Genomic DNA, 18,879 nt, shown 5'->3' on the forward strand with positions numbered 1-18,879 from the left:
GCGCCGTACGTCGAACCGACGCAGGTGATGCGGCGCGGCGGCCCGCACGCACAACCGCTCGCTTATTCGCAGGTGCCGCCGGAGCAGGCCGCGACGCGGATGCCGCCACCGATGGACAAGCGACGCCCGCCGACCCACGCGCCGACCCAGCAGCCGGTCCCCTATCGCGAGGATCCGCCGCCGCCACGTCAATTCCGTGGCGCGCCGCCCCCTCCGCCACCGTCCGCGCCGCCGCGGCGGGAACGGGCTCCGCGGCCGCGCCGCAAGCGCCACTATTTCCGCTGGTTCCTGGTGTTGCTGCTGGTGCTCGTGCTGGCCGCGATCGGTGCCGTGATCCAACTCGACCGATCCCTGACCCGTATCCCCGCGTTGGCGAACTACGCCGAGCGCGTCGGGGACACGCCGGGCACCAACTGGCTGCTCGTCGGTTCCGACGGCCGCGCGGGTCTGTCGCCCGAGCAGGAGCAGGAGCTCGCCACCGGCGGCGAGGTCGGCCCGGAACGCACCGACACGATCATGCTCGTGCACGTCCCGAAGTCGGGTAAGGCGACGTTGGTCAGTCTGCCGCGCGACTCGTATGTCAGCATCCCCGGCAACGGCAAGGACAAGCTGAACGCCGCCTTCGCGATCGGCGGCGCGCCACTGCTCGTGCAGACCGTCGAGATCGCCACCGGCCTGCGCATCGACCACTACGCGCAGATCGGTTTCAGCGGTTTCGCCGGCGTGGTCGACGCGCTCGGCGGCATCGACGTGTGCCTGCCCACCGCCATCGACGACCCGCTGGCCGGGATAAACCTGCCCGCGGGCTGCCAGAAACTGACCGGTCCGGAGGCCCTCGGTTTCGTGCGCAGCCGCGCGACCGCGCTGGCCGACCTGGACCGGATGAACAATCAGCGCATCTTCATGTCCGCCTTGCTGAAGAAGGCGACAAGCGCTGCGACCCTGGCCAATCCGTTCAAGCTCTGGCCGCTGGCCTCGGACACGGTCAAGTCGCTGAAGGTCGACAACGGGGACCACATCTGGAACCTGGGACAGCTCGGCTGGGCGCTGCGCGGCGACACGGTGGCCACGACGGTGCCGATCGGCGGCTTCGACGACACCGCCAGCGGCAACGTGCTGCTCTGGGACAAGAGCAAGGCGAGCGGATTCTTCGAGGCGCTCGCGAAGGACCAACCGATCCCAGAGGATCTGCTCACCAGGTAACGTCGATCACATGGCCGACATCGACGAGTCGTTCCCTGGTCTGCTGCGCGAGCAACTGCACCGCGGCTTCACCGCCGCCCAGCAGTATCTGGCCGCCGCCGTGTACTTCGATTCGAAACGGTTGCCGCAGTTGGCCAAACACTGTTACGCGAAGTCCGCCGAGCAGCGTGCGCACGCGCTGCGGATGGTCCAGTATCTGCTCGATCGCGATCTGGAGATCCGGATCGGCGGGCTGCACGAGGTCCGGTCCAGTTTCGAATCTCCGCGTGCCGCAATAGCTTTCCTGCTGGACGACGAGCAGAGCCGGAGCACCCAGATCACCGGGCTGGCGCGGGCGGCCCGCGAATCGGGCGACTATCTCGGCGAGCGGTTCATCCAGTGGTTCCTCAAGGAACAGGTGGAAGACGTCGCCCGGATGACCACGCTGCTGGCCGTGATCGACCGCGCGGCGGGCGACCTGTTCGATGTCGAACAGTTCATGGCGCGCGAGTTAAGGGCGCCCCAACGCGTCGATACCACGATGCCGAAAATGGCAGGCGCAGCAAAGAATTAATTAGGCAATACTAGCCTCAATAAGGTTGCACTTGGATGACACGCGCCTTGACCAGCGCTAATGTCACCTCTATGTCCAGCCATCCGGAGTCCCCGCGCAGCAAATTCCACGGCCTGCTTCACGATCAGATCAGGCATGAATTCAATGCCGAACATCAATACATCGCTATCGCGGTGTGGTTCGACAATGCTGATCTGCCCCAGTTGGCCAAGCGGTTCTACGCGCAGGCGGTCGAAGAGCGTAATCACGCGATGATGATCGTGCAGTACTTCCTCGATCGTGATATCAGCGTCGACCTCGCCGGGATCGACGCCGCGAAATCCAAGTTCGAGAATGTGCGCGAACCGATCGCGCTGGCCCTCGCCCAGGAGAAGACGGTCACCGACCAGATCATCCAGCTGGCGAGCACGGCCCGCGAAGAGGGCGACTACCTCGGCGAGCAGTTCATGCAGTGGTTCCTGAAGGAGCAGGTCGAGGAGGTCGCCAATATGACCACCCTGCTCAATATCGCCGATCGCGCCGGGTCGAACCTGTTCGATCTGGAAGAGTTCATCGCGCGCGAAATGAGTGGTCCCAGCGATGCTTCCGGCGCGCCGTCGGCCGCGGGCGGCACCGTTTGATCGGCTCGCTGCGATAAGCGACAAGGCCCAGCTCTTCGCGACGAGCTGGGCCTTTTGCCATTCCCTGAGCTAGCTGGCGCTCAGCGTGCTGATCAAGGACGTGATGATCTTCAGGATCTGCTCCATTGGTGTGCCTCATTCCTCATCGTTTTCGGTGAGACTGCCCTCACCTGCACCAGCCTTCGGTGTCAGAGGAGAACCTAACGGAGCAGCGATCATTCAGTTGGATTTTGACTGAATTCAATCCGCTTAATTGTCAGCGCAGGGTGACCTGACGCGAGCGCAGACCGTCGCGCGAACGACGCTCGTCGGCGGTCAGCGGCGCATCCGTGGCCAGTGCCTCGGCCAGCCGGGCGCCGAATTCCTCGGCGGGCTTGGTCCATTCGTCCGCGTGCCGTTCCCGATCCAGGTCGAACACCGGGACGAGCACACCGTGCGTGCGGAACGAACCGGCGAACCGGGAACCTTCGCCGAGGTGCAGTCCGCCCGCGGCGTGCAGCCGGGCCAGCGCCAGCATCAGGTCGTCCTCGTGCTCCGGGCGGACCCAGCGGATATGCGCCTTCTCGCCGGCATCCACCCACCACGCGGCACCTGCGGTGTCCGGCGCGAGCGCGATCCGCGCCGACGGCATGATCGCCTGCTTGGCCTGTTCGATGGTCGCGGCCACCTGCGCGTCGGGCTGCACGCCCTCGGGCACCCACCAGTCGAAGTCCTGGTGCACCGTGAGATCCAGGGCGGCGCCCGGATCGATCACGTCGGCCAGCCGCGGACCGCCCGCCACACTCTCCACCGACGACAGCGAGTCGCCGGGCTCGGCGGACTGCGTCCACAGGATGGCGGCGGCCAGGTCGGCACCCGCGTCGGCGCTCTGGAACTGCGTTTGCGCGCCGACGAATCCGGTCGGCGGCTCACCCGCGCGCGCCAGCGCGGCGACCGCACCGGGAAGCACGGTGGCGAGCACGACCGGGCGCTCGGCCGCGACGCTCGACGCCAGCTTCAGCTCGGCGGTCGCCGACGGCACGAACTCGCGCAGCGCGACCAGATCGCACTCCGCGGCCAGCCCCTCGAAGGGACGCGTGACGGTCTGCGCCGCCTGCTCCTGCGCGGCCTTCCGCTCGGCGAGACGCTGGGCCCGGTTCCCGCCGGGCTTAGGACTGTTGCGCTTGCTCTTACCCACGGGGGGTCAACCTACAGGGTGTGCCCGCCGCCACCCCGCGCGCCACGTCGGCGAATCCCACCCGGCCCCGCCGCCACACCACCGGCCTCCGAATAAGCAACGCACCCAACCACGTTCGCCGTCCTGCCCGCCCCGCACTCCCCGACCCGGCCGCCGACACCCGGCAACCGCCGTTCACCGGGGTATACAAACCACCCGGATGCCGCTCGGCTCACCGGCTGTCGCGTCCAACGGGACCGCCCCCTCGACACGGGTCATCGCCCGCTCGACGGTTCTGCCGCGCACCCCAGCATTCGAGTTCGAGCCGTCGACAGCAGCCCGGCGCCACCGGTTGTCACCACCCCGAATCCCGTTGAGCACGCGGCACTTCCGGGGCGTGCCGTCACACGCCGCCGCGCAGGGTCCGGATGCGGCCGAGTCTGAGCACGCAGCACTTTCCGCCGAGCAGTCACACCCAGCCGCGGAAGGTTGCGTGCGACCGGGCCCACTCGCGCGGGCACTCTCCGCCGAGCGATCACACCCTGCCGCAGAGGGGTTTTGATGTGGCCCGGCCTGAGCGCGCGGCGCTACCCGGCCAGCGGTCGCACCCTGCCGTAGAGGGGTTTTGATGCGGCCGGGTCTGAGCTGCGCGGCGCTACCCTACGAGCAGTCGCACCTGCTGCGAAAGGGTTTGCTGCCCCACCGCGCGGCGCTTCAGGCGCGCGGTCACACCCTGCCGCGGAGGGTATGCGTACGGCGTGGCGCTTTCCGGCGAGCAGTCACAGGCTGCCGCGGAGGGTTTGCGAGTGGCCCGGCCTGAGCGCGCGGCGCTACCCGGCCAGCGGTCGCCTCCTGCCGTAGAGGGTTGGTTTGCGCGCAGTCCGGCCTGAGAGTGCGCGGCATTTCCCGGGTGCGGTCAGGCGCTGCCGAGGAGGGCTTTGGTGCGGCCGGGGTGGTTGGTGGCGACCCAGCTGACGCCGAGGTCGGCGCAGAGGCGGACGTCGTCGGGGTCGTCCACGGTCCAGCAGTAGGTGGCGCGGCCCGCGGCGGCGGCCTTGTCGACCAGTTCGGGGTGTTCGCGCAACGTCTTCACCGACGGTCCGACCGCGGTCGCGCCGACCGTCGTCGCGGCGCTGCCGCCGAGGTAGCGGGAGGATTCGCCGAGCAGCACGGTCGGCAGCAGCGGCGCGGCGCGGCGGATCCGCCAGACCGCGGTCGCGGCGAACGACATCACCACCGCGCGTGAGTGATCGGCGGACGCGGGCGTCGCGATGCCGAACCGCTGCAGCTCGGCGAGCAGCTTGTTCTCCACCAGCGCGCCATAACGCACGGGATGTTTGGTCTCGATGAACAGCTTGGTCGGCCTGCTGCGCCAGTCCAGCACGAGGGTGATCAGCTCGCTGAGCGTGAGCACCGGCGACGGTTCGCCGTCCGCGCCGAAGTCCAGTTCCTTCAGTTCGTCCAGCGTCATCTCGCTGACCAGGCCGGTACCGGACGAGGTCCGGTCGACGGTGCGGTCGTGCACGCACACCAGGTGCCCGTCCCTGGTCAGCCGGACGTCGCATTCGACGCCGTCCGCGCCTTCCTGCAGCGCCAACTCGTATGCGGCGAGCGTGTGTTCGGGACGCGCCGCCGAGGCACCCCGATGCGCCACGACGAACGGTGCGCGACTGCCCTGGCTCACTTGGCCATAACCTCCTCGTGCTCACGGTCCACTGCACCGTCGGGCGGGTTCTGCGGTTCGGCGTCCGCGGCGACGGGCTGCTCGACGGTAGCGGGTGCGCCGCGGCCGCCGGGCTGCACGGGTTCGATCACCGGTACGGGCGGGTCGACGGCGATCACCCAGCGGCGCGCGATCCGGCTGTGGCCGAACGCGTCTCGTTCCTCGATCGCGCGCAGCATGGTGAGGGTGAGCAGCGCGACCGCGGCGGCGACCAGGTCGGTGAACGCCGTGAACAGTACGCCGTCGGCCTTGACCTGCAACGAGTCCGCGGTCCGCCAGTACAGCGCGGCCGCCGCGACGAGGCCGCCGACCACCCAGGCCGCCCACCAGATCCGGATCGCCCGTACCGCCCGCGGATCGTCGCGCTCGGCGACGATCTCGGTCAGGAAGATGCCCGGCCACACCAGGTTGACCACCGGGACGACGCAGCCGAGCACGAGCATGCGCACCGACCGCGGCTCGCCGCGACCGGCCTGCTCGAAGACGGTTCGCCGGGTCCGGATCAGCCAGCCGACCATCGCGAGCGCACTGATCAGCGCAAGCAGCAGAGCCAGCAGCGCGGCGCCGACGACGAACGCGTCGGAGGCGAACAGCAGCGCGGGGTGGATCAACCGGGTCCGGTTGCGCAGCAGCAACAGATAACGCAGCAGCTCGGCGAGCGCCGCGAGGCCGAACACGACCGCGGTGGTGATCAGCAGGGTCGGCACCTTGCGGGTCAGTTTCGCGAACGGCAGCGCCGGGGCGGCCGGTTCCCGCGGCGGCTGGTCGAGCAGACCCCAGCGCGGGATCTGGGTGTAGCGCGGGGTCGCGGTCGCCGCGGGCCGGGCGCCGGAGCTCTTGCGCAGGCGATGATCGGGTCTGCGCGCCACCCACCGGTAGTTACGGCGTTCGGCGGGCGCGTCGATCGGGGCGGGCGACAGCAGCACGCCCCGGCAGCGCGGGCACCAGTGCATCGGAGTCGACTGCACGGCCCATCGCGCACCGCAACGCGCACAAGGTTGGACAACCGTACTCATCGCACCTCAGCTCTCCCTCAGTAGATCTTCGCCTGGTGGTCGCCGTCCGCGATCAGCGGGCGTCCGGCCTGCTGCCACGCCACCATGCCACCGCGGACCTGGATCGCTTCGAAGCCGATGTGCGTGAGGTATTCGACCACCTGGAGAGAACGGCCGCCTTGCCGGCAGATGACGTAGAGGTCGACGTCGAACTCCAGTTCGTCCACCCGGGCGGGCACGTCGACCATCGGGATGTGGATCGCGCCGGGCGCGTGTCCGAGCTGCCATTCGTCCTCTTCGCGCACGTCGAGCAGGATCGCCCGGGTGGGGTCCGGCGTGGCCGGCGCGGCGCGGTCGAAATCGCTCGGCAGCGCGTCCACCGGGACAGAGGGGACATGGGGACTCGTCACGGTTTCGATCCTGCCATGGGCACGCGGGGACCGCGCAGTTCCGGCCCGGCCGGGGACCTCGACAGCAAGCCGATACTTCAGGTATGTTCTGCGTCCCGGAACCCTGAACGAGGCCCGCTCAGGGGCGGCATGTGCCTATCTCCGACAGAGTTATCCACATAATCCACAACCTCATCCACAGGCTGTGGCTATCAGACAGCGCACCAATCCAGGGTTCGGCTATCAAAGCAACCGCTTGGCTAACCCGCTCGCATTCTCGCGCACTCGAATCCGGTCGCTGCGTGTTGCGCTCGGTAACCGCTGGCGTGTCACGCGGCCGCGAACGACCGATCCGAGACTCCCCTCCACCAAGTACATCCCGGAGCGGTCATCCGCCGCTGACCTCGGAACTTGTGGCGCAGCATGTTCCGACATCTACTTGGACGACGCAGTGTGCGGTTCGGTTCCATAAAAAACGAGAACGCTAGCGAAAAACTTAAATATTGGGCTGCACCGGTAGCTGTCGGTAGCCTGTGCGCATGAACGTGAGCAGGGGGCTACTCGACGGAATGGACACGGCCGGACTCAATGTCGCCCTGTCCGAGGCCACGTGCCTCGGCCTGCAGGTCGACGCGGCGGCCGGACAACTACGACTCGATCTAGAGGTGCTGACGCTTCCGGAGAACGGAACGCCCACCGAGGACTACCGCGTGCAGGTGACGTTCACCGGAGTCGGCCGCGTCGCCGCTTCGTTGCGCATGCAGAACTGGGACGCCGTCGAACCGCAGGTGCTGCCGCTGCAGTTGGACGGCCTGGACGAGGCGATCCGCAGCTTCGGCGGCGGCAGGCTGCACGGCTGGGAGTTCATCGACCTCGACGACAGCGGGTGGACGCTGTGGGGCGAGCTGCTCAGCTTCGATACCCGCATCGATGATCACGACTCCGCGCACGTGCTGGAGTTCTCCCAGGAAGAGGGCATCGACCCGCGCGAACTCGATGTGCGCGTGTGGTTCGACAACGTGCTGATCCAGGACGCGAACGGCCAGGAGATCCCGCTGGCCCAGTTCATCGCGGGCGCCACGCGCTGGTGGGCGGCGCACGACGCGGGCGATCCGCGGGCGACGCGGCCCGGTGTCGCGCCGCCACTCTGAACCTGCGCACCCCTACCGCACATCCGGACCGACCGGGTGTGCGGTTTTCGTTCACGTGACCTTCAGGCGCCGCGGCCGGCCGGGCAGCTCACCCCGGTCGCGTGCACCGGGCAGTAACCGCCGGGATTCTTGGCCAGGTACTGCTGGTGATAGCCCTCGGCGTAGTAGAACGCCGAAAGATCGGGCAGCGCCGCGATTTCGGTGGTGATCGCACCGAATCCGGCCGCGGCCAGCCGGGCCCCGAAGGCGTTCGCACTGCCGCGCGCCAGCTCGGCTTGACCGGCATCGACCGTGAGCAGCGCCGACCGATACTGCGTGCCGCGATCGTTGCCCTGCCGCATGCCCTGGGTCGGATCGTGGTTCTCCCAGAAGCACCGCAGCACGGCCCCGTAATCGAGCACCGCGGGATCGAACACGATCAGCACCGATTCGGTATGCCCGGTCTGCCCGCTGCAGACCTCTTCATAGGTGGGATTCGGGGTGAATCCGCCCGCGTAGCCGACCGCGGTCGTATACACGCCGTCGAGCTGCCAGAACTGCTGCTCCGCACCCCAGAAACAACCCATCGCGACCACCGCGACCTGCAGTTCGTCCGGAAATGGTGGATGCAACCGATGACCGTTGACGTAATGGGTATCCGGCACGAGGATCGGTTCCGCACGGCCGGGCAGCGCGTTGTCCGGCGCGACCATGACGGGCGTGGGGAGGCGCAACCGCCCCACTAGTTCGTCGTACCACGACATGGTTCGATGCTACGCGTGAGGTTTCGACCCGGTGCCCGGACCGCGGACACGACGGCGCACAGCCCGCGCGCTGGACGTCAGCGCTGGAATGCGCAGGCCTCGGGCCCGGTTGGAACCGATCGGGTGTACGAATGATGGTTGGGTGCGCCCGCGAAACGGCGCGCCCAGCCCGACATAGGAAGGGACATCGTGGCTGAGTACACGCTGCCAGATCTGGATTACGACTACAGCGCCCTGGAGCCCCACATCTCCGGGCAGATCAACGAGCTGCATCATTCCAAGCACCACGCCGCTTACGTCGCAGGCGCGAACACCGCGCTGGAGAAGCTGGAAGCCGCCCGCGAAAGCGGCGACCACGGCGCCATTTTCCTCTACGAGAAGAACCTGGCCTTCCACCTCGGCGGCCACGTCAACCACTCCATCTGGTGGAAGAACCTTTCCCCCAATGGTGGCGACAAGCCGGTCGGCGAGCTCGCCGCCGCGATCGACGACCAGTTCGGTTCGTTCGACAAGTTCCGTGGTCAGTTCACCGCGGCCGCCAACGGCCTGCAGGGCTCGGGCTGGGCGGTGCTCGGCTACGACACGCTCGGCCAGAAGCTGCTGACCTTCCAGCTCTACGACCAGCAGGCCAACGTCCCGCTGGGCATCATCCCGCTGCTCCAGGTCGACATGTGGGAGCACGCCTTCTACCTGCAGTACAAGAACGTCAAGGCGGACTACGTCACCGCGTTCTGGAACGTCGTCAACTGGGAAGACGTGCAGGAGCGCTTCGCCCGCGCCGTCTCTCAGGGCAAGGGCCTGTTCTTCGGCTGAGTCTGATTGCCGCGCCTCCGCGCGGCGGGTTCGCGAACCCGCGGGCAGTTGCTGCCCGCGGGTTCGGTCGTTTCCGGGGTCCGGGATGGACACGCCCGGGGCGCGGGCCGGTATCGGTTCGACCGACGGCGCCATCTGCCCAGCGAGAACAGCTGGTCAGGCGGTTTCTACCGGCCGACTGGCACTCTTTGGTACTTGTGTGCCAGGTGTTTATTAGGTCATCCTCGGAATCCACAGTTCGAGGACGGGCAAGGCCGCCCCCGGTTTCATGACGGGAGGCACGATGCGTACGAATGAACCGATCGGCATCACGCCGTTCCAAGCCCGCGGCTCGCTGCGGGGTTTCGTCATCTCCGGTCGCTGGCCGGACACCACCAAAGAGTGGGCGCAGGTGCTGGTGCTCGCGGTCCGGGTGGCCTCCATGCCGGGTCTGCTGGCCACGTCGACCGTGTTCGGGGTGCGCGAGGACCTGCCCGACGATCCGGCACCCGGCACGGTCGGGTTGGTGATGGCCGAGGGCACGGTGCTCGGCGAAGAGGCGCTGACCCCCGGCCGGTTTGCCGGTCATGTGCCGACCGCGCTGCTGATGTTGCATCCGCCCTCGGAGACCAAGCCGACGCTGCCGGAATGCGCGGGCGCCGCGTCCGGGTGCGTGCTGCTGCCGGGAGTGCCGCATCTGGGCCTGGAACATCGTGCGGCGTGGGCCGAGGCGGAGTCCGACGGCACGGTGACCTCGCTGGTCAGCCGGGTCGGGCTGGACCCGATCAGCGATCCCGACACTGCGGTTCTGGCTATGCTGCTGGCCGCGTAAGGGTACCCGAAACCCGCCGCACGGATCGCCAAACTTATTGTGCGCATTGCGATTTCGATTACAGCATGTTGGCATGCCCGGCGTGCGGCGGGTAGAGTCGGCGGCAGCGAAGGGGAGTAGCCCCCAATCACATAGTCGACATACTGACCCGCCACCCCACAAGGGAACGGGTCCGGCTGTGTGAACCGGTTCGTTCCGGTGGGCGAGACCTTCGGCCAGGACAACATTCGTTGCCGGCCGGAGGCATACCCAGACTCCGGCAGGCAGGCCGGAGACCCGGGAGCCGCACACATCATGATCGCCACCGTTTTGCTGAGTATCGGCATCGTCTTCCTCGCCGAGCTGGGCGACAAATCCCAGCTGATGGCGTTGACGTTCGCCCTGCGCTACCGCTGGTGGGTGGTGCTCGGCGGGATCGCGACCGCCTCCGCCGCGGTGCATCTACTCTCGGTCGGCGTCGGCTACTTCCTCGGTTCGGCACTACCCACCCGCGCCATCGCCCTGGTCGCCGCGCTCACCTTCCTGGCTGTCGGCGTGTGGACCCTGCGCGAACACTTCGGCACCGCCGACGAAGACGAGCCGGCCCCGAAATCGTTGCGCGCGAGCACCGCCCCGTTCTTCGTGGTGCTGTCCGCGTTCCTGCTCGCCGAACTCGGCGACCGCACCATGTTCGCGACCGCCGCACTGGCCACCGACTACGACTGGATCGGCGTGTGGCTCGGCTCGACCATCGGCATGGTCGCCGCCGACGCACTGGCCATCGCCATCGGCATCCTGGTCGGCAAGCACCTGCCCGAGCGCGCCATCGGCATCGGCTCCGGCCTCCTGTTCCTCTACTTCGGTGCCATGACCCTGATCTCGGCCGCCGCGCCGGATCTCGGCGGCCTCGTCGTCGCCCTGCTCGCCGCGACCGCCCCGGCTCTCGGCGGTGCCGCCCTCCTCCTCACCCGCCGCCTACGCCGCGCCACACCGGCCGAGCCCGCAAACCAACCCGCGATCCCCGCGGACCCGCCCACCCACCGCTAGCCGGACGAAGCCACCGAGCCGACCACCCGATGCCGGCCGCGCGCAATTCGTCCCCCCGCGCGCGTGTCCTTCACCTGACCCGCGCGCGGGATGCCAAAATCCGCGCGGCACAGGTCGAGCCGCTGCGGGCGCGCTCAGCCCGAACAACGCGCGCAGCACAGAGACCGGGAGCCGACGGTATTCGACATCCACTGGCGCGCACAGCTTGTCGCCCTGCGCGCGTCCTTCGAACGACACGCGCGCGGCGCGCTGAAACCTGCGCGGCAGCCGTTGACCATCTGCGGAACGCGCGCGGAACTGCGCGGCGGACCGTTGGGTAGCTGCGGAGCGCGCGGGACCTGCGGGCAGCCGTTGCATGCCTGCGGAGACCGGGCGGGAGCTACGGGTCAGGCGAGGGCTTCGCCGTATAGGGGTCCGCCGCGGCGGACGAGGTCCAGGAGTGGGGCGCGGAGCGCGAGCAGGCCGTCCAGGTCTTCGGCGGCGATTCGGCCGGTGACCATGGCGCTGATCGCGGCGGCCAGGGTGATGCAGGCGAAGCGTTGTTCGTCGGTGCGGGCGTCGAGGACGTCGGCGATCAGGCCGACGAACAGCTCCTGTAGTTGGGCGCGGCGGGCGATCGCGGCCGAACCGACCGCGTAGACCTCGACGAGGAACAGGCGGGCGCTGGCCGGGTCGTCGACCAGGTGCTGCAGGTAGGCGGCGAAGATCTTGTCCATCCGGGTCACCGGGTCCAGCTCGGTGGGCGCGGTCTGCGCTCCGTCGGCTTCCAGCGACGCACCGGCGATGCGCTCGAGCAGATGCTGCGCGGCCCGCTCGTACGCGGCCTCGAAACAGGCCTCCTTGGAACGAAATTGCTCGTAGAAGGTTTCCCGGGAGACTCCGGCCCGCTTCAGGATCGCGGCGACCGAGGTTCCGACGTAACCGTTCTCGACCATCGCCTCGGCCATCGCGATCAAGATGCGCTCGCGCTGCGAGGCGACCACCTGCTCCCGGGGCAGGCCGTGCCTGCCCCGCGGGAGTTGCCGTGCGCTGGTTGCCGATTCGGTCATTCAGGAACTCCGGTGTTGTCGGTCTAGACGGGCCGCTCCATTTTGCGTGGTCTGTCTGGTTGGTCTGTGGTGAAGGGTGCCGCTTCCTTCCGGGCGATCTCCAGCGCACGCGGTACGCCGCGCCGCAAAGCGAGGTCGACGACCCGCTGGGCGACCGGCCGGGCGGGCAGCACGTAGGCCACCCACCACGGTGACACGACCTGGCGGCTCCGGCGCGCAATGGCCTTTTCCACCGCGTCGATGGCGGGGCCGAGCGGCGCGACACCGGAGACCGTGGCGCGCCCGATGATGGCGCGTGCCGCGTCGGTACCGAATCCGCGCGAGGTCATGTCGGTGTCCAGTTCGGCGAAGTACGCGACGCCCACCTTCGCGCCGGTGTGCTTGACCTCGATGCGCAACGTGTTGCCCAGGGCCTCCACCCCCGCTTTCGCCGCGCTGTACGCGCCGACGAGCGGCAGATTGACCGCCGCGGCGAGCGAGGACACCAGCAGCGCATAGCCGTTCGCGTGACTGATGTGCGGCCCGGCCGCGCGCAACGTGTAGTAGACGCCGAGGACGTTGACCGCGAGCGTCTGCTCCATCACCGCGGTGTCGCCGCCGAGCAACGGCAGCTGCCGTGCGATGCCCGCGTTGGCGACCACCACGTCCAACCCGCCGAGCTCGCCGACCAGGGTCTGCACCACCCGGTCGACCTGTTCGACGTCGCCGACATCGCAGTAGCGCCATGGCGCGTCCCCGCAGTCGGCCGCGACTTCGGCGAGCAGTTCCGGCTCCAACCCCAGCAGCGCGACCCGGGCGCCGTGGGCGTGCAGTTGCCGAGCCAGCGCGGCCCCGATCCCCCGCGCCGCCCCGGTGATCAATACCTTGCGACCGGCCACGGACGCCGCGGAGAACAGCTTCATGCCAGCGACGGTACCACCCAAGAACACATCTGTTCGCAAATAATCCACGCGCACCGGGCGCGCTGTGCGACCCGGGTGCGCGGCGCACCGCCCGTTCGCTCGCGGGTAACCCCGCGGCAGCCGGGCTGTTCGCCGGTGCCGAAATGAGAGGGAGGCCTCATCGGGTCCGGTGGGCACACCCGTTAGGGTGCAATTGACGAAGGGCCAACTGGCTGTCACGAACGAGAGGACCATCGTGGAGATTTCGGGTTCCGCCGCCATTGTCACCGGAGGCGCATCCGGCCTCGGCGCCGCCACTGCCAAGCGTTTCGCCGAGCTGGGGGCCACCGTTTTCGGCCTGGATGTGCCGCAGTCCATCGAGCGCGCGGGCGATAACGTGCCCGCCGGGGTCACCCTCATTCCGGCCGACGTCACCAGCAACGACGAGGTCGGCGCCGCGGTCGCGAAGGTCGTCGAGTCCGGTGCGCCGCTGCGCATCGTGGTGAACTGCGCGGGCGTCGGCTGGGCGGGGCGCATCCTGTCCAAGAACGGCCCGCACGACCTCGAGCTGTTCCGCACGGTCATCACCGTGAACCTGCTCGGCACCTTCAACGTCATGCGCCTGGCCGCCGACGCGATCTCCAAGACCGACGCCGTCGACGAATACGGTCAGCGCGGCGTCATCATCAACACCGCCTCCGTGGCCGCGTTCGAGGGCCAGATCGGCCAGATCGCGTACTCCGCGTCCAAGGGCGGCGTGCACGGCATGACCGTGCCGGCCGCGCGCGACCTGGCCCAGTTCGGCATCCGGGTGAACACCATCGCCCCCGGCATCATCGACACCCCGATGCTGGCCGGCGTCACCGAGGAGTACCGCAAGGGCCTCGAGGCCGGCGTGCCGTTCCCGTCGCGCCTGGGCCGCCCGGACGAGTACGCGCAGCTCTCGCAGTACATCGTCGAGCACGACTACCTCAACGGTGAGACCATCCGCATGGACGGCGCGCTGCGCATGGCCCCGCGCTAGGCCTGCCCTGCGTGAAAGCCGCTGTCGACCGGGCCCGGTCGGCGGCGGCTTTCGGTTTTCAGGGCGCGGGCTTGTGCCCGATACCGAGGAACGCGGTGGTCGACAGCGGCTGGTTCGGCCGGTAGTTGGCGGCCAGGTAGGACTGCATCAGCGATACCCGCTCGGCCCACACCTGCTCGCCGACGTTGCGCCGCATCAGCATCAGCGGCGCGCTGCTGCGCACCATGGTGTCCCACAGCTGTTCGGCGTCGGCGCAGGCCAGCGCGGTCGAATGGCGTTGGATGGACACGGCTTCGAAGCCGGCCCGGCGCATCTCGGTCTCGAAGATCTCCGGATTCTCCAGACTGAGGTAGTCGGGCTGCGGCTCCTGGAGGCTCGGGTCGGCGGCCGCGATCGCGCCGAACATCAAGCGCATCAACGGAGATTCGACCACCGGCGCCCAACTGGACACCACCGCCGTCCCGCCCGGGCGCAGCACCCGGAACAGTTCGCCGAAACCTTTGGCCCGCTCCGGGAAGAACATCAGCCCGAACATGGAGAACCCCGCGTCGAACCGGTCGCTCTCGTACGGCAGGTCCTGTCCGTCGCCCACCCGCGTCTCGATGTTGGTCAGTCCGGCGGCCCGGGCGGCGGCGCTCAGCCGCGCCAGCATCGGCTCGGAGAAGTCGATCGCGTGTACCCGCGCCACCTGCGGTGCGGCCAGCAGGCTCAGCAGTCCCGTACCGGCCGCGACATCGATTACCTGCGAAGCCGTTGTCAGCGAGGCGAATTCGAGGGCGCGATCGGAGAACGGCTGCATCAGCGCGGGCGCGAATTCCGCGTAGCCGTCGGCGACGAGATCCCACGGCTCGGCGACGGCGAGGGGGTTTCCGGACATGAGCTGGCGATCCTTTCGAATGTCCAAATTTAACCGCCTAGGGCCGCGCCGGACCACCAACTCGAACGAAAATCGCTGTGCGCGAAGCAAAGGCCGACGGCCACCCGATCCGCGGATCGGGTGGCCGTCGAGTGTGCGCGAGGTGAACTCAGAGGGTGCGGGTGAGCCGATCGGTGAGGATGTGCGCGAACCGCGCCGGATCCTTCAGCTCGCCGCCCTCGGCCAGCACGGCGGTGCCGTACAGCAATTCGGCGGTCTCGGTCAGCTCGGGCACCTTGCCCGCGTCCGCGTCCTCCTTGCGCGTGTCGTACGCGTCGCGCAGGCCGGTGACCAGCGGATGCGTCGGATTGAGCTCCAGAATCCGCTTGGACTCCGGCAGCGCCTGCCCGGACGCGCGGTACATCCGCTCCAGCATCGGGGTGAAGTCGAAGACATCACCGACCAGGCAGGCGGGCGAGGTGGTGAGCCGGTTGGTGAGGCGCACCTCCTTGATGTTCTCGTCCAGGGTCTTGCCGAGCCAGGTGAGCACCTCGGCGAAGTCCTTGTCCTGCTGTTCGCGCAGCGCCTCGGAGGCCTTCTTCTCCTCCTCGGACTCCAAGTCGACCTCGCCCTTGGAAATCGAGGTGAACGGCTTGCCGTCGAAGTCCGGCACCGAGCCGACCCACATCTCGTCGACCGGGTCGGTCAGGATCAGCACCTCGCGGCCCTTGGCCTTGAAAGCCTCCATGTGCGGGGAGCTTTCGATCTGCTGCCGGGATTCGCCGGTCATGTAGTAGATCGCGTCCTGGCCCTCGGGCATCCGCTCGACGTACTGGGCGAGCGTGGTCAGCTCGGACTCGGAATTCGTCGAGGCGAACGACGACACCTGCAGGATGGTCTCGCGGTTGTCGAAATCGCCGAGCAGACCCTCCTTGAGCACCCGGCCGAATTCGCGCCAGAAGGTCTGGTACTTGCCCTGGTCCTCGGCGCCCTGCAGCTCCTTGACCGTGGACAGCACCTTCTTGACCAGCCGCTTGCGGATCATCTGGATCTGGCGGTCCTGCTGCAGGATCTCGCGGGACACGTTGAGCGAGAGGTCCTGCGCGTCCACCACACCCTTGACGAAGCGCAGGTACTCCGGCATCAGCTCTTCGCAGTTGTCCATGATGAACACCCGCTTGACGTAGAGCTGCACACCACGCTTGTGCTCACGGGTGAACAGGTCGAACGGCGCCTGCGAGGGCAGGAACAGCAGCGCCTGATATTCGAAGGTGCCCTCCGCCTTCATCGGGATGATCTCCAGCGGATCGTCCCAGGCGTGGCTGACGTGCTTGTAGAACTCCTTGTACTCCTCGTCGCTGACCTCGCTCTTCGGGCGGGTCCACAACGCCTTCATGGAGTTGAGGGTCTGGTCCTCGAGGATGGTCTTTTCGGACTTCTCCTCGCCCTCTCCCTCGGTGACGGTCCGCTCGACCTGCATGCGGATCGGCCACGCGATGAAGTCGGAGTACTTCTTGACGATCTCCCGAAGCTTCCACTCCTGGGTGTAGTCGAAAAGGTGGTCTTCCTCGTCGGCGGGCTTCAGGTGCAGCGATACCGCGGTGCCCTGCGGGGCCTCGTCGAGGGTTTCGATGGTGTAGGTCGAGCTGCCGGCGGCGGATTCCCACCGGGTGCCCTCGGTCTCCCCGGCGCGCCGGGTGGTCAGCGTGACCTTGTCGGCGACCATGAAGGTCGAGTAGAAGCCGATGCCGAATTGGCCGATCAGCTCCTCGGCCGCGGCCTCGGACTTCGCCTCGTTGAGCTTCTTGCGCAGCTCGGCGGTGCCGGACTTGGCCAGGGTGCCGATCAGGTCGACCACCTCGGCGCGGGACATGCCGATGCCGTTGTCTCGAACGGTGAGGATCCGGTTGTCCTTGTCCACCGCCAGCTCGATGTGGAGGTCGGACGTGTCGACGTGCAGATCCTTGTCCCGGAAGGACTCCAGCCGCAGCTTGTCCAGCGCGTCGGAGGAGTTCGAGATCAGCTCCCGCAGGAAGGTGTCCTTGTTGGAGTAGACCGAATGGATCATCAGCTCGAGCAGCTGATGGGTTTCTGCCTGGAACTCGAGTTGTTCGACGTGCTCTGTCACGTCGCGATAGTACGTCTCCCGAAATCCTCGAGGCCAGGAACCTCCAGGTCGGCCCGATTCGACATCCATTCGCGCAGCACCTGGGTGGCGCGCACGTCGTCCTCGTTGTACTCCAGCAAACGGGTGCGCTGGGACATGTCCGGCGCGTCCTCGTAGCCGACGGCCAGCCGATACCAGCTCATCGACGCCTCGCCGCCCGCCTCGGAGTCGCGCCAGGCGAAGCCCGCGACCGGCGCGATCTTCTTGAGTCCCTTGCCGTTCGGGCAGATGAACTGGTCGGACACGGCCTGGAACATGTCCACCCATTCCGGCCCGTCCACGAACGCGCGCACCTGGTCCACCGTCGGCACGCCCGGCCTGCCCGCGAACCGGCGCGCCGACTCGTACAGCCACTTGTCCTCGGCGGTACGCGAATAGCAGTAGGCGGCAAAGGTTTTCCCGTGCGCCCTGGTTTCCGCGCGCACCGTCATCAGCCAGGTCCAGAATTCGCCGAAGGAGCGGCCCTCGTCCTCGGTGGGCAGCGGGTCCCAGGTGACGAACGGGCGGTACACCCCGTCGAGCAGCGTGCCCCACAGATACGCGCCGTACTCCTGGAAGCTCTCCAGGTCCACGTCGACCTCGACGTCGGCCCGCTGCACCTGCACCGAGGGCACCCGGCGTACCAGCGGTGCGCCCGCGATCCAGGCCCGGGCGGTGACCACCGCCTCGTCGAACGGGCCGTGCTGCCAATCGTCCGGGTCCTCGCCGGTCCAGCTCGCCAGATCGTCGATGGTCTGCACGTCGTGCCTGCGCAGCACCTCGGCGCGGGAACCGGGCGCGACCAGGCTGACGTCGCGGTGCTCGATGAGCCAGCCCTCGCAGCTCGGCCCCTCGATACTGCGCGTCCACCACGGGCACTGCCGGCACTCGGGCACCTTGGACGGCACCGTCGGCAATTCCCCGCGGACCACCGCGACCCGGTCGGCATAGCGTTGGTCGTAGTCGGCCAGGATGGGCCCGAGGTCGTGCACGAGGATGCGGTCGAAGTGATAGCCGATCACGCCGCCGACCAGGGCGGGGCTGGCCAGGCCGTGCCGCTGCAACATTCGGTAGAGGTGCGCGAGGCGCTGCTGGTCCCGGGGCTGCTGGCGGAGTTTGCGGTGCCGATCCGGTTGCGGATCCCAGTGATACGGGTCCGAGGTGGTCGGGTGGAAATCGGCGGGCTCGGGCTGGCGCGGGTCGGTCACCTTGTGGTTCACCACGATCACCGGGATATAGCCGCCGCGGTCGGCGTCGTGCAGCAGGATCTCCGAGCCGCCGCGCCGGCCGGTCTCCGGTTCCTGCGGTAGCAGGGCGCCCCAGATGTGGCGCACGCCGTCGGCACACGCCTGCATGGTGGCCGCGGCTCGTTCGGACGCCCGCAGCGCCGGATCGATGACCACCCAGCCGTCCGGATCCGCCGCGATCAACGCGTCCCGCACGCGTAGCCGATGCGCGGTGGCGGCCTCGCGGCGCTGCCGCACGCCCGGGTCTTCGCTGACGCCCGTCAGGGCTCCCGGATGGGCCGCGTCCAGATGCAGCCGGTGCCGGCAACCGATCAGCGCGCGCGCGTCGATGAAGGGGGTCGGCGCATCCGCGACACCGGCCGGCCGTTCCACGGCCATGCCGTTGTGCTTGCGACCTTCCCGGTCACCGATGCCCGAATCCACGTAATGCAGTATGGTCCCTCCCCCCGACAAACCCACGAACCCCGTGCGCACGGGCACGTTTCGAGCCGCT

18 protein-coding genes are annotated in these 18,879 nt (G+C 68.3%); 8 read left to right on the top strand and 10 right to left on the bottom strand.

What is annotated here, in order from left to right; translation table 11 throughout:
- The 3 genes from TY25_RS31655 to TY25_RS31665 all read left to right on the top strand — a co-directional run.
- A partial coding sequence (locus TY25_RS31655; RefSeq protein WP_042262357.1) for an LCP family protein occupies positions 1-1,203 on the top strand: 1,203 nt, incomplete at its 5' end.
- A gap of 10 nt (positions 1,204-1,213) precedes the next feature.
- The gene (locus TY25_RS31660; RefSeq protein ID WP_042262358.1) at positions 1,214-1,756 is read left to right on the top strand and encodes a ferritin; all 543 of its coding nucleotides are present in this window, start codon (positions 1,214-1,216) and stop codon (positions 1,754-1,756) included.
- A gap of 71 nt (positions 1,757-1,827) precedes the next feature.
- A complete protein-coding gene (locus TY25_RS31665) occupies positions 1,828-2,376 on the top strand; it encodes a ferritin (protein ID WP_014980911.1) in 549 nt (182 codons plus the stop codon).
- 256 nt (positions 2,377-2,632) lie between these two features.
- Here the strand turns inward: TY25_RS31665 and TY25_RS31670 are convergent, their stop codons facing one another.
- The 4 genes from TY25_RS31670 to TY25_RS31685 form a co-directional block, all read right to left on the bottom strand.
- On the bottom strand, positions 2,633-3,553 hold the full coding sequence (locus tag TY25_RS31670; RefSeq protein ID WP_042262360.1) for a DUF5926 family protein: 921 nt from the start codon (positions 3,551-3,553) through the stop codon (positions 2,633-2,635).
- Positions 3,554-4,448: 895 nt separating this feature from the next.
- A complete protein-coding gene (locus TY25_RS31675) occupies positions 4,449-5,216 on the bottom strand; it encodes a glycerophosphodiester phosphodiesterase (RefSeq protein ID WP_042262362.1) in 768 nt (255 codons plus the stop codon).
- A complete protein-coding gene (locus TY25_RS31680) occupies positions 5,213-6,208 on the bottom strand; it encodes a DUF4328 domain-containing protein (protein ID WP_236639160.1) in 996 nt (331 codons plus the stop codon). Before TY25_RS31680 ends, TY25_RS31675 begins: the two co-directional genes overlap by 4 nt.
- Positions 6,209-6,288: 80 nt before the next feature.
- Positions 6,289-6,660, bottom strand: a complete 372-nt coding sequence (locus TY25_RS31685) for a rhodanese-like domain-containing protein (RefSeq protein WP_370466193.1) — start codon at positions 6,658-6,660, stop codon at positions 6,289-6,291.
- Between the two features lie 518 nt (positions 6,661-7,178).
- Here TY25_RS31685 and TY25_RS31690 point away from each other — a divergent pair.
- A complete protein-coding gene (locus TY25_RS31690) occupies positions 7,179-7,790 on the top strand; it encodes a hypothetical protein (RefSeq protein WP_029892322.1) in 612 nt (203 codons plus the stop codon).
- A gap of 62 nt (positions 7,791-7,852) precedes the next feature.
- Here TY25_RS31690 and msrA read toward each other — a convergent pair whose 3' ends face one another.
- Positions 7,853-8,533, bottom strand: a complete 681-nt coding sequence (msrA, locus tag TY25_RS31695) for a peptide-methionine (S)-S-oxide reductase MsrA (protein WP_042262367.1) — start codon at positions 8,531-8,533, stop codon at positions 7,853-7,855.
- Between the two features lie 189 nt (positions 8,534-8,722).
- Between msrA and TY25_RS31700 the strand changes: the two genes are divergently transcribed.
- The 3 genes from TY25_RS31700 to TY25_RS31710 all read left to right on the top strand — a co-directional run bounded on the left by TY25_RS31700 (position 8,723) and on the right by TY25_RS31710 (position 11,183).
- Positions 8,723-9,346 carry a superoxide dismutase gene (locus TY25_RS31700; RefSeq protein WP_014980904.1) on the top strand — a complete coding sequence of 208 codons (624 nt, stop codon included), beginning with the start codon at positions 8,723-8,725 and terminating at the stop codon, positions 9,344-9,346.
- A 283-nt stretch (positions 9,347-9,629) separates the two neighbouring features.
- Complete coding sequence (locus TY25_RS31705; protein ID WP_041563241.1) at positions 9,630-10,157, top strand: hypothetical protein; 528 nt, start codon at positions 9,630-9,632, stop codon at positions 10,155-10,157.
- 294 nt (positions 10,158-10,451) lie between these two features.
- A complete protein-coding gene (locus tag TY25_RS31710; RefSeq protein WP_042262370.1) occupies positions 10,452-11,183 on the top strand; it encodes a TMEM165/GDT1 family protein in 732 nt (243 codons plus the stop codon).
- Positions 11,184-11,569: 386 nt separating this feature from the next.
- Here the strand turns inward: TY25_RS31710 and TY25_RS31715 are convergent, their stop codons facing one another.
- Together TY25_RS31715 and TY25_RS31720 are read right to left on the bottom strand one after the other, a co-directional pair.
- Positions 11,570-12,232 carry a TetR/AcrR family transcriptional regulator gene (locus TY25_RS31715; protein WP_042262372.1) on the bottom strand — a complete coding sequence of 221 codons (663 nt, stop codon included), beginning with the start codon at positions 12,230-12,232 and terminating at the stop codon, positions 11,570-11,572.
- A 23-nt stretch (positions 12,233-12,255) separates the two neighbouring features.
- Positions 12,256-13,134, bottom strand: coding sequence for an SDR family NAD(P)-dependent oxidoreductase (locus tag TY25_RS31720; protein ID WP_042262373.1), 879 nt, complete (start codon positions 13,132-13,134; stop codon positions 12,256-12,258).
- 235 nt (positions 13,135-13,369) lie between these two features.
- Here TY25_RS31720 and TY25_RS31725 point away from each other — a divergent pair, with 235 nt between their 5' ends.
- A complete protein-coding gene (locus TY25_RS31725; protein ID WP_042262482.1) occupies positions 13,370-14,137 on the top strand; it encodes an SDR family NAD(P)-dependent oxidoreductase in 768 nt (255 codons plus the stop codon).
- 58 nt (positions 14,138-14,195) lie between these two features.
- On the opposite strand, the gene TY25_RS31730 is transcribed toward TY25_RS31725, so the two are convergent.
- The 3 genes from TY25_RS31730 to TY25_RS31740 all read right to left on the bottom strand — a co-directional run bounded on the left by TY25_RS31730 (position 14,196) and on the right by TY25_RS31740 (position 18,764).
- A complete protein-coding gene (locus tag TY25_RS31730) occupies positions 14,196-15,014 on the bottom strand; it encodes a class I SAM-dependent methyltransferase (RefSeq protein WP_042262376.1) in 819 nt (272 codons plus the stop codon).
- Positions 15,015-15,162: 148 nt separating this feature from the next.
- A complete protein-coding gene (gene htpG / locus TY25_RS31735) occupies positions 15,163-17,121 on the bottom strand; it encodes a molecular chaperone HtpG (protein ID WP_042262379.1) in 1,959 nt (652 codons plus the stop codon).
- Positions 17,118-18,764 (bottom strand): TM0106 family RecB-like putative nuclease, encoded by a 1,647-nt coding sequence (locus tag TY25_RS31740; RefSeq protein ID WP_042262484.1) that lies wholly within the window; start codon positions 18,762-18,764, stop codon positions 17,118-17,120. Before TY25_RS31740 ends, htpG begins: the two co-directional genes overlap by 4 nt.
- Positions 18,765-18,879: the final 115 nt, after the last annotated feature.

Source organism: Nocardia brasiliensis NBRC 14402 (assembly GCF_000308475.2).
Lineage (GTDB): Bacteria > Actinomycetota > Actinomycetes > Mycobacteriales > Mycobacteriaceae > Nocardia > Nocardia brasiliensis.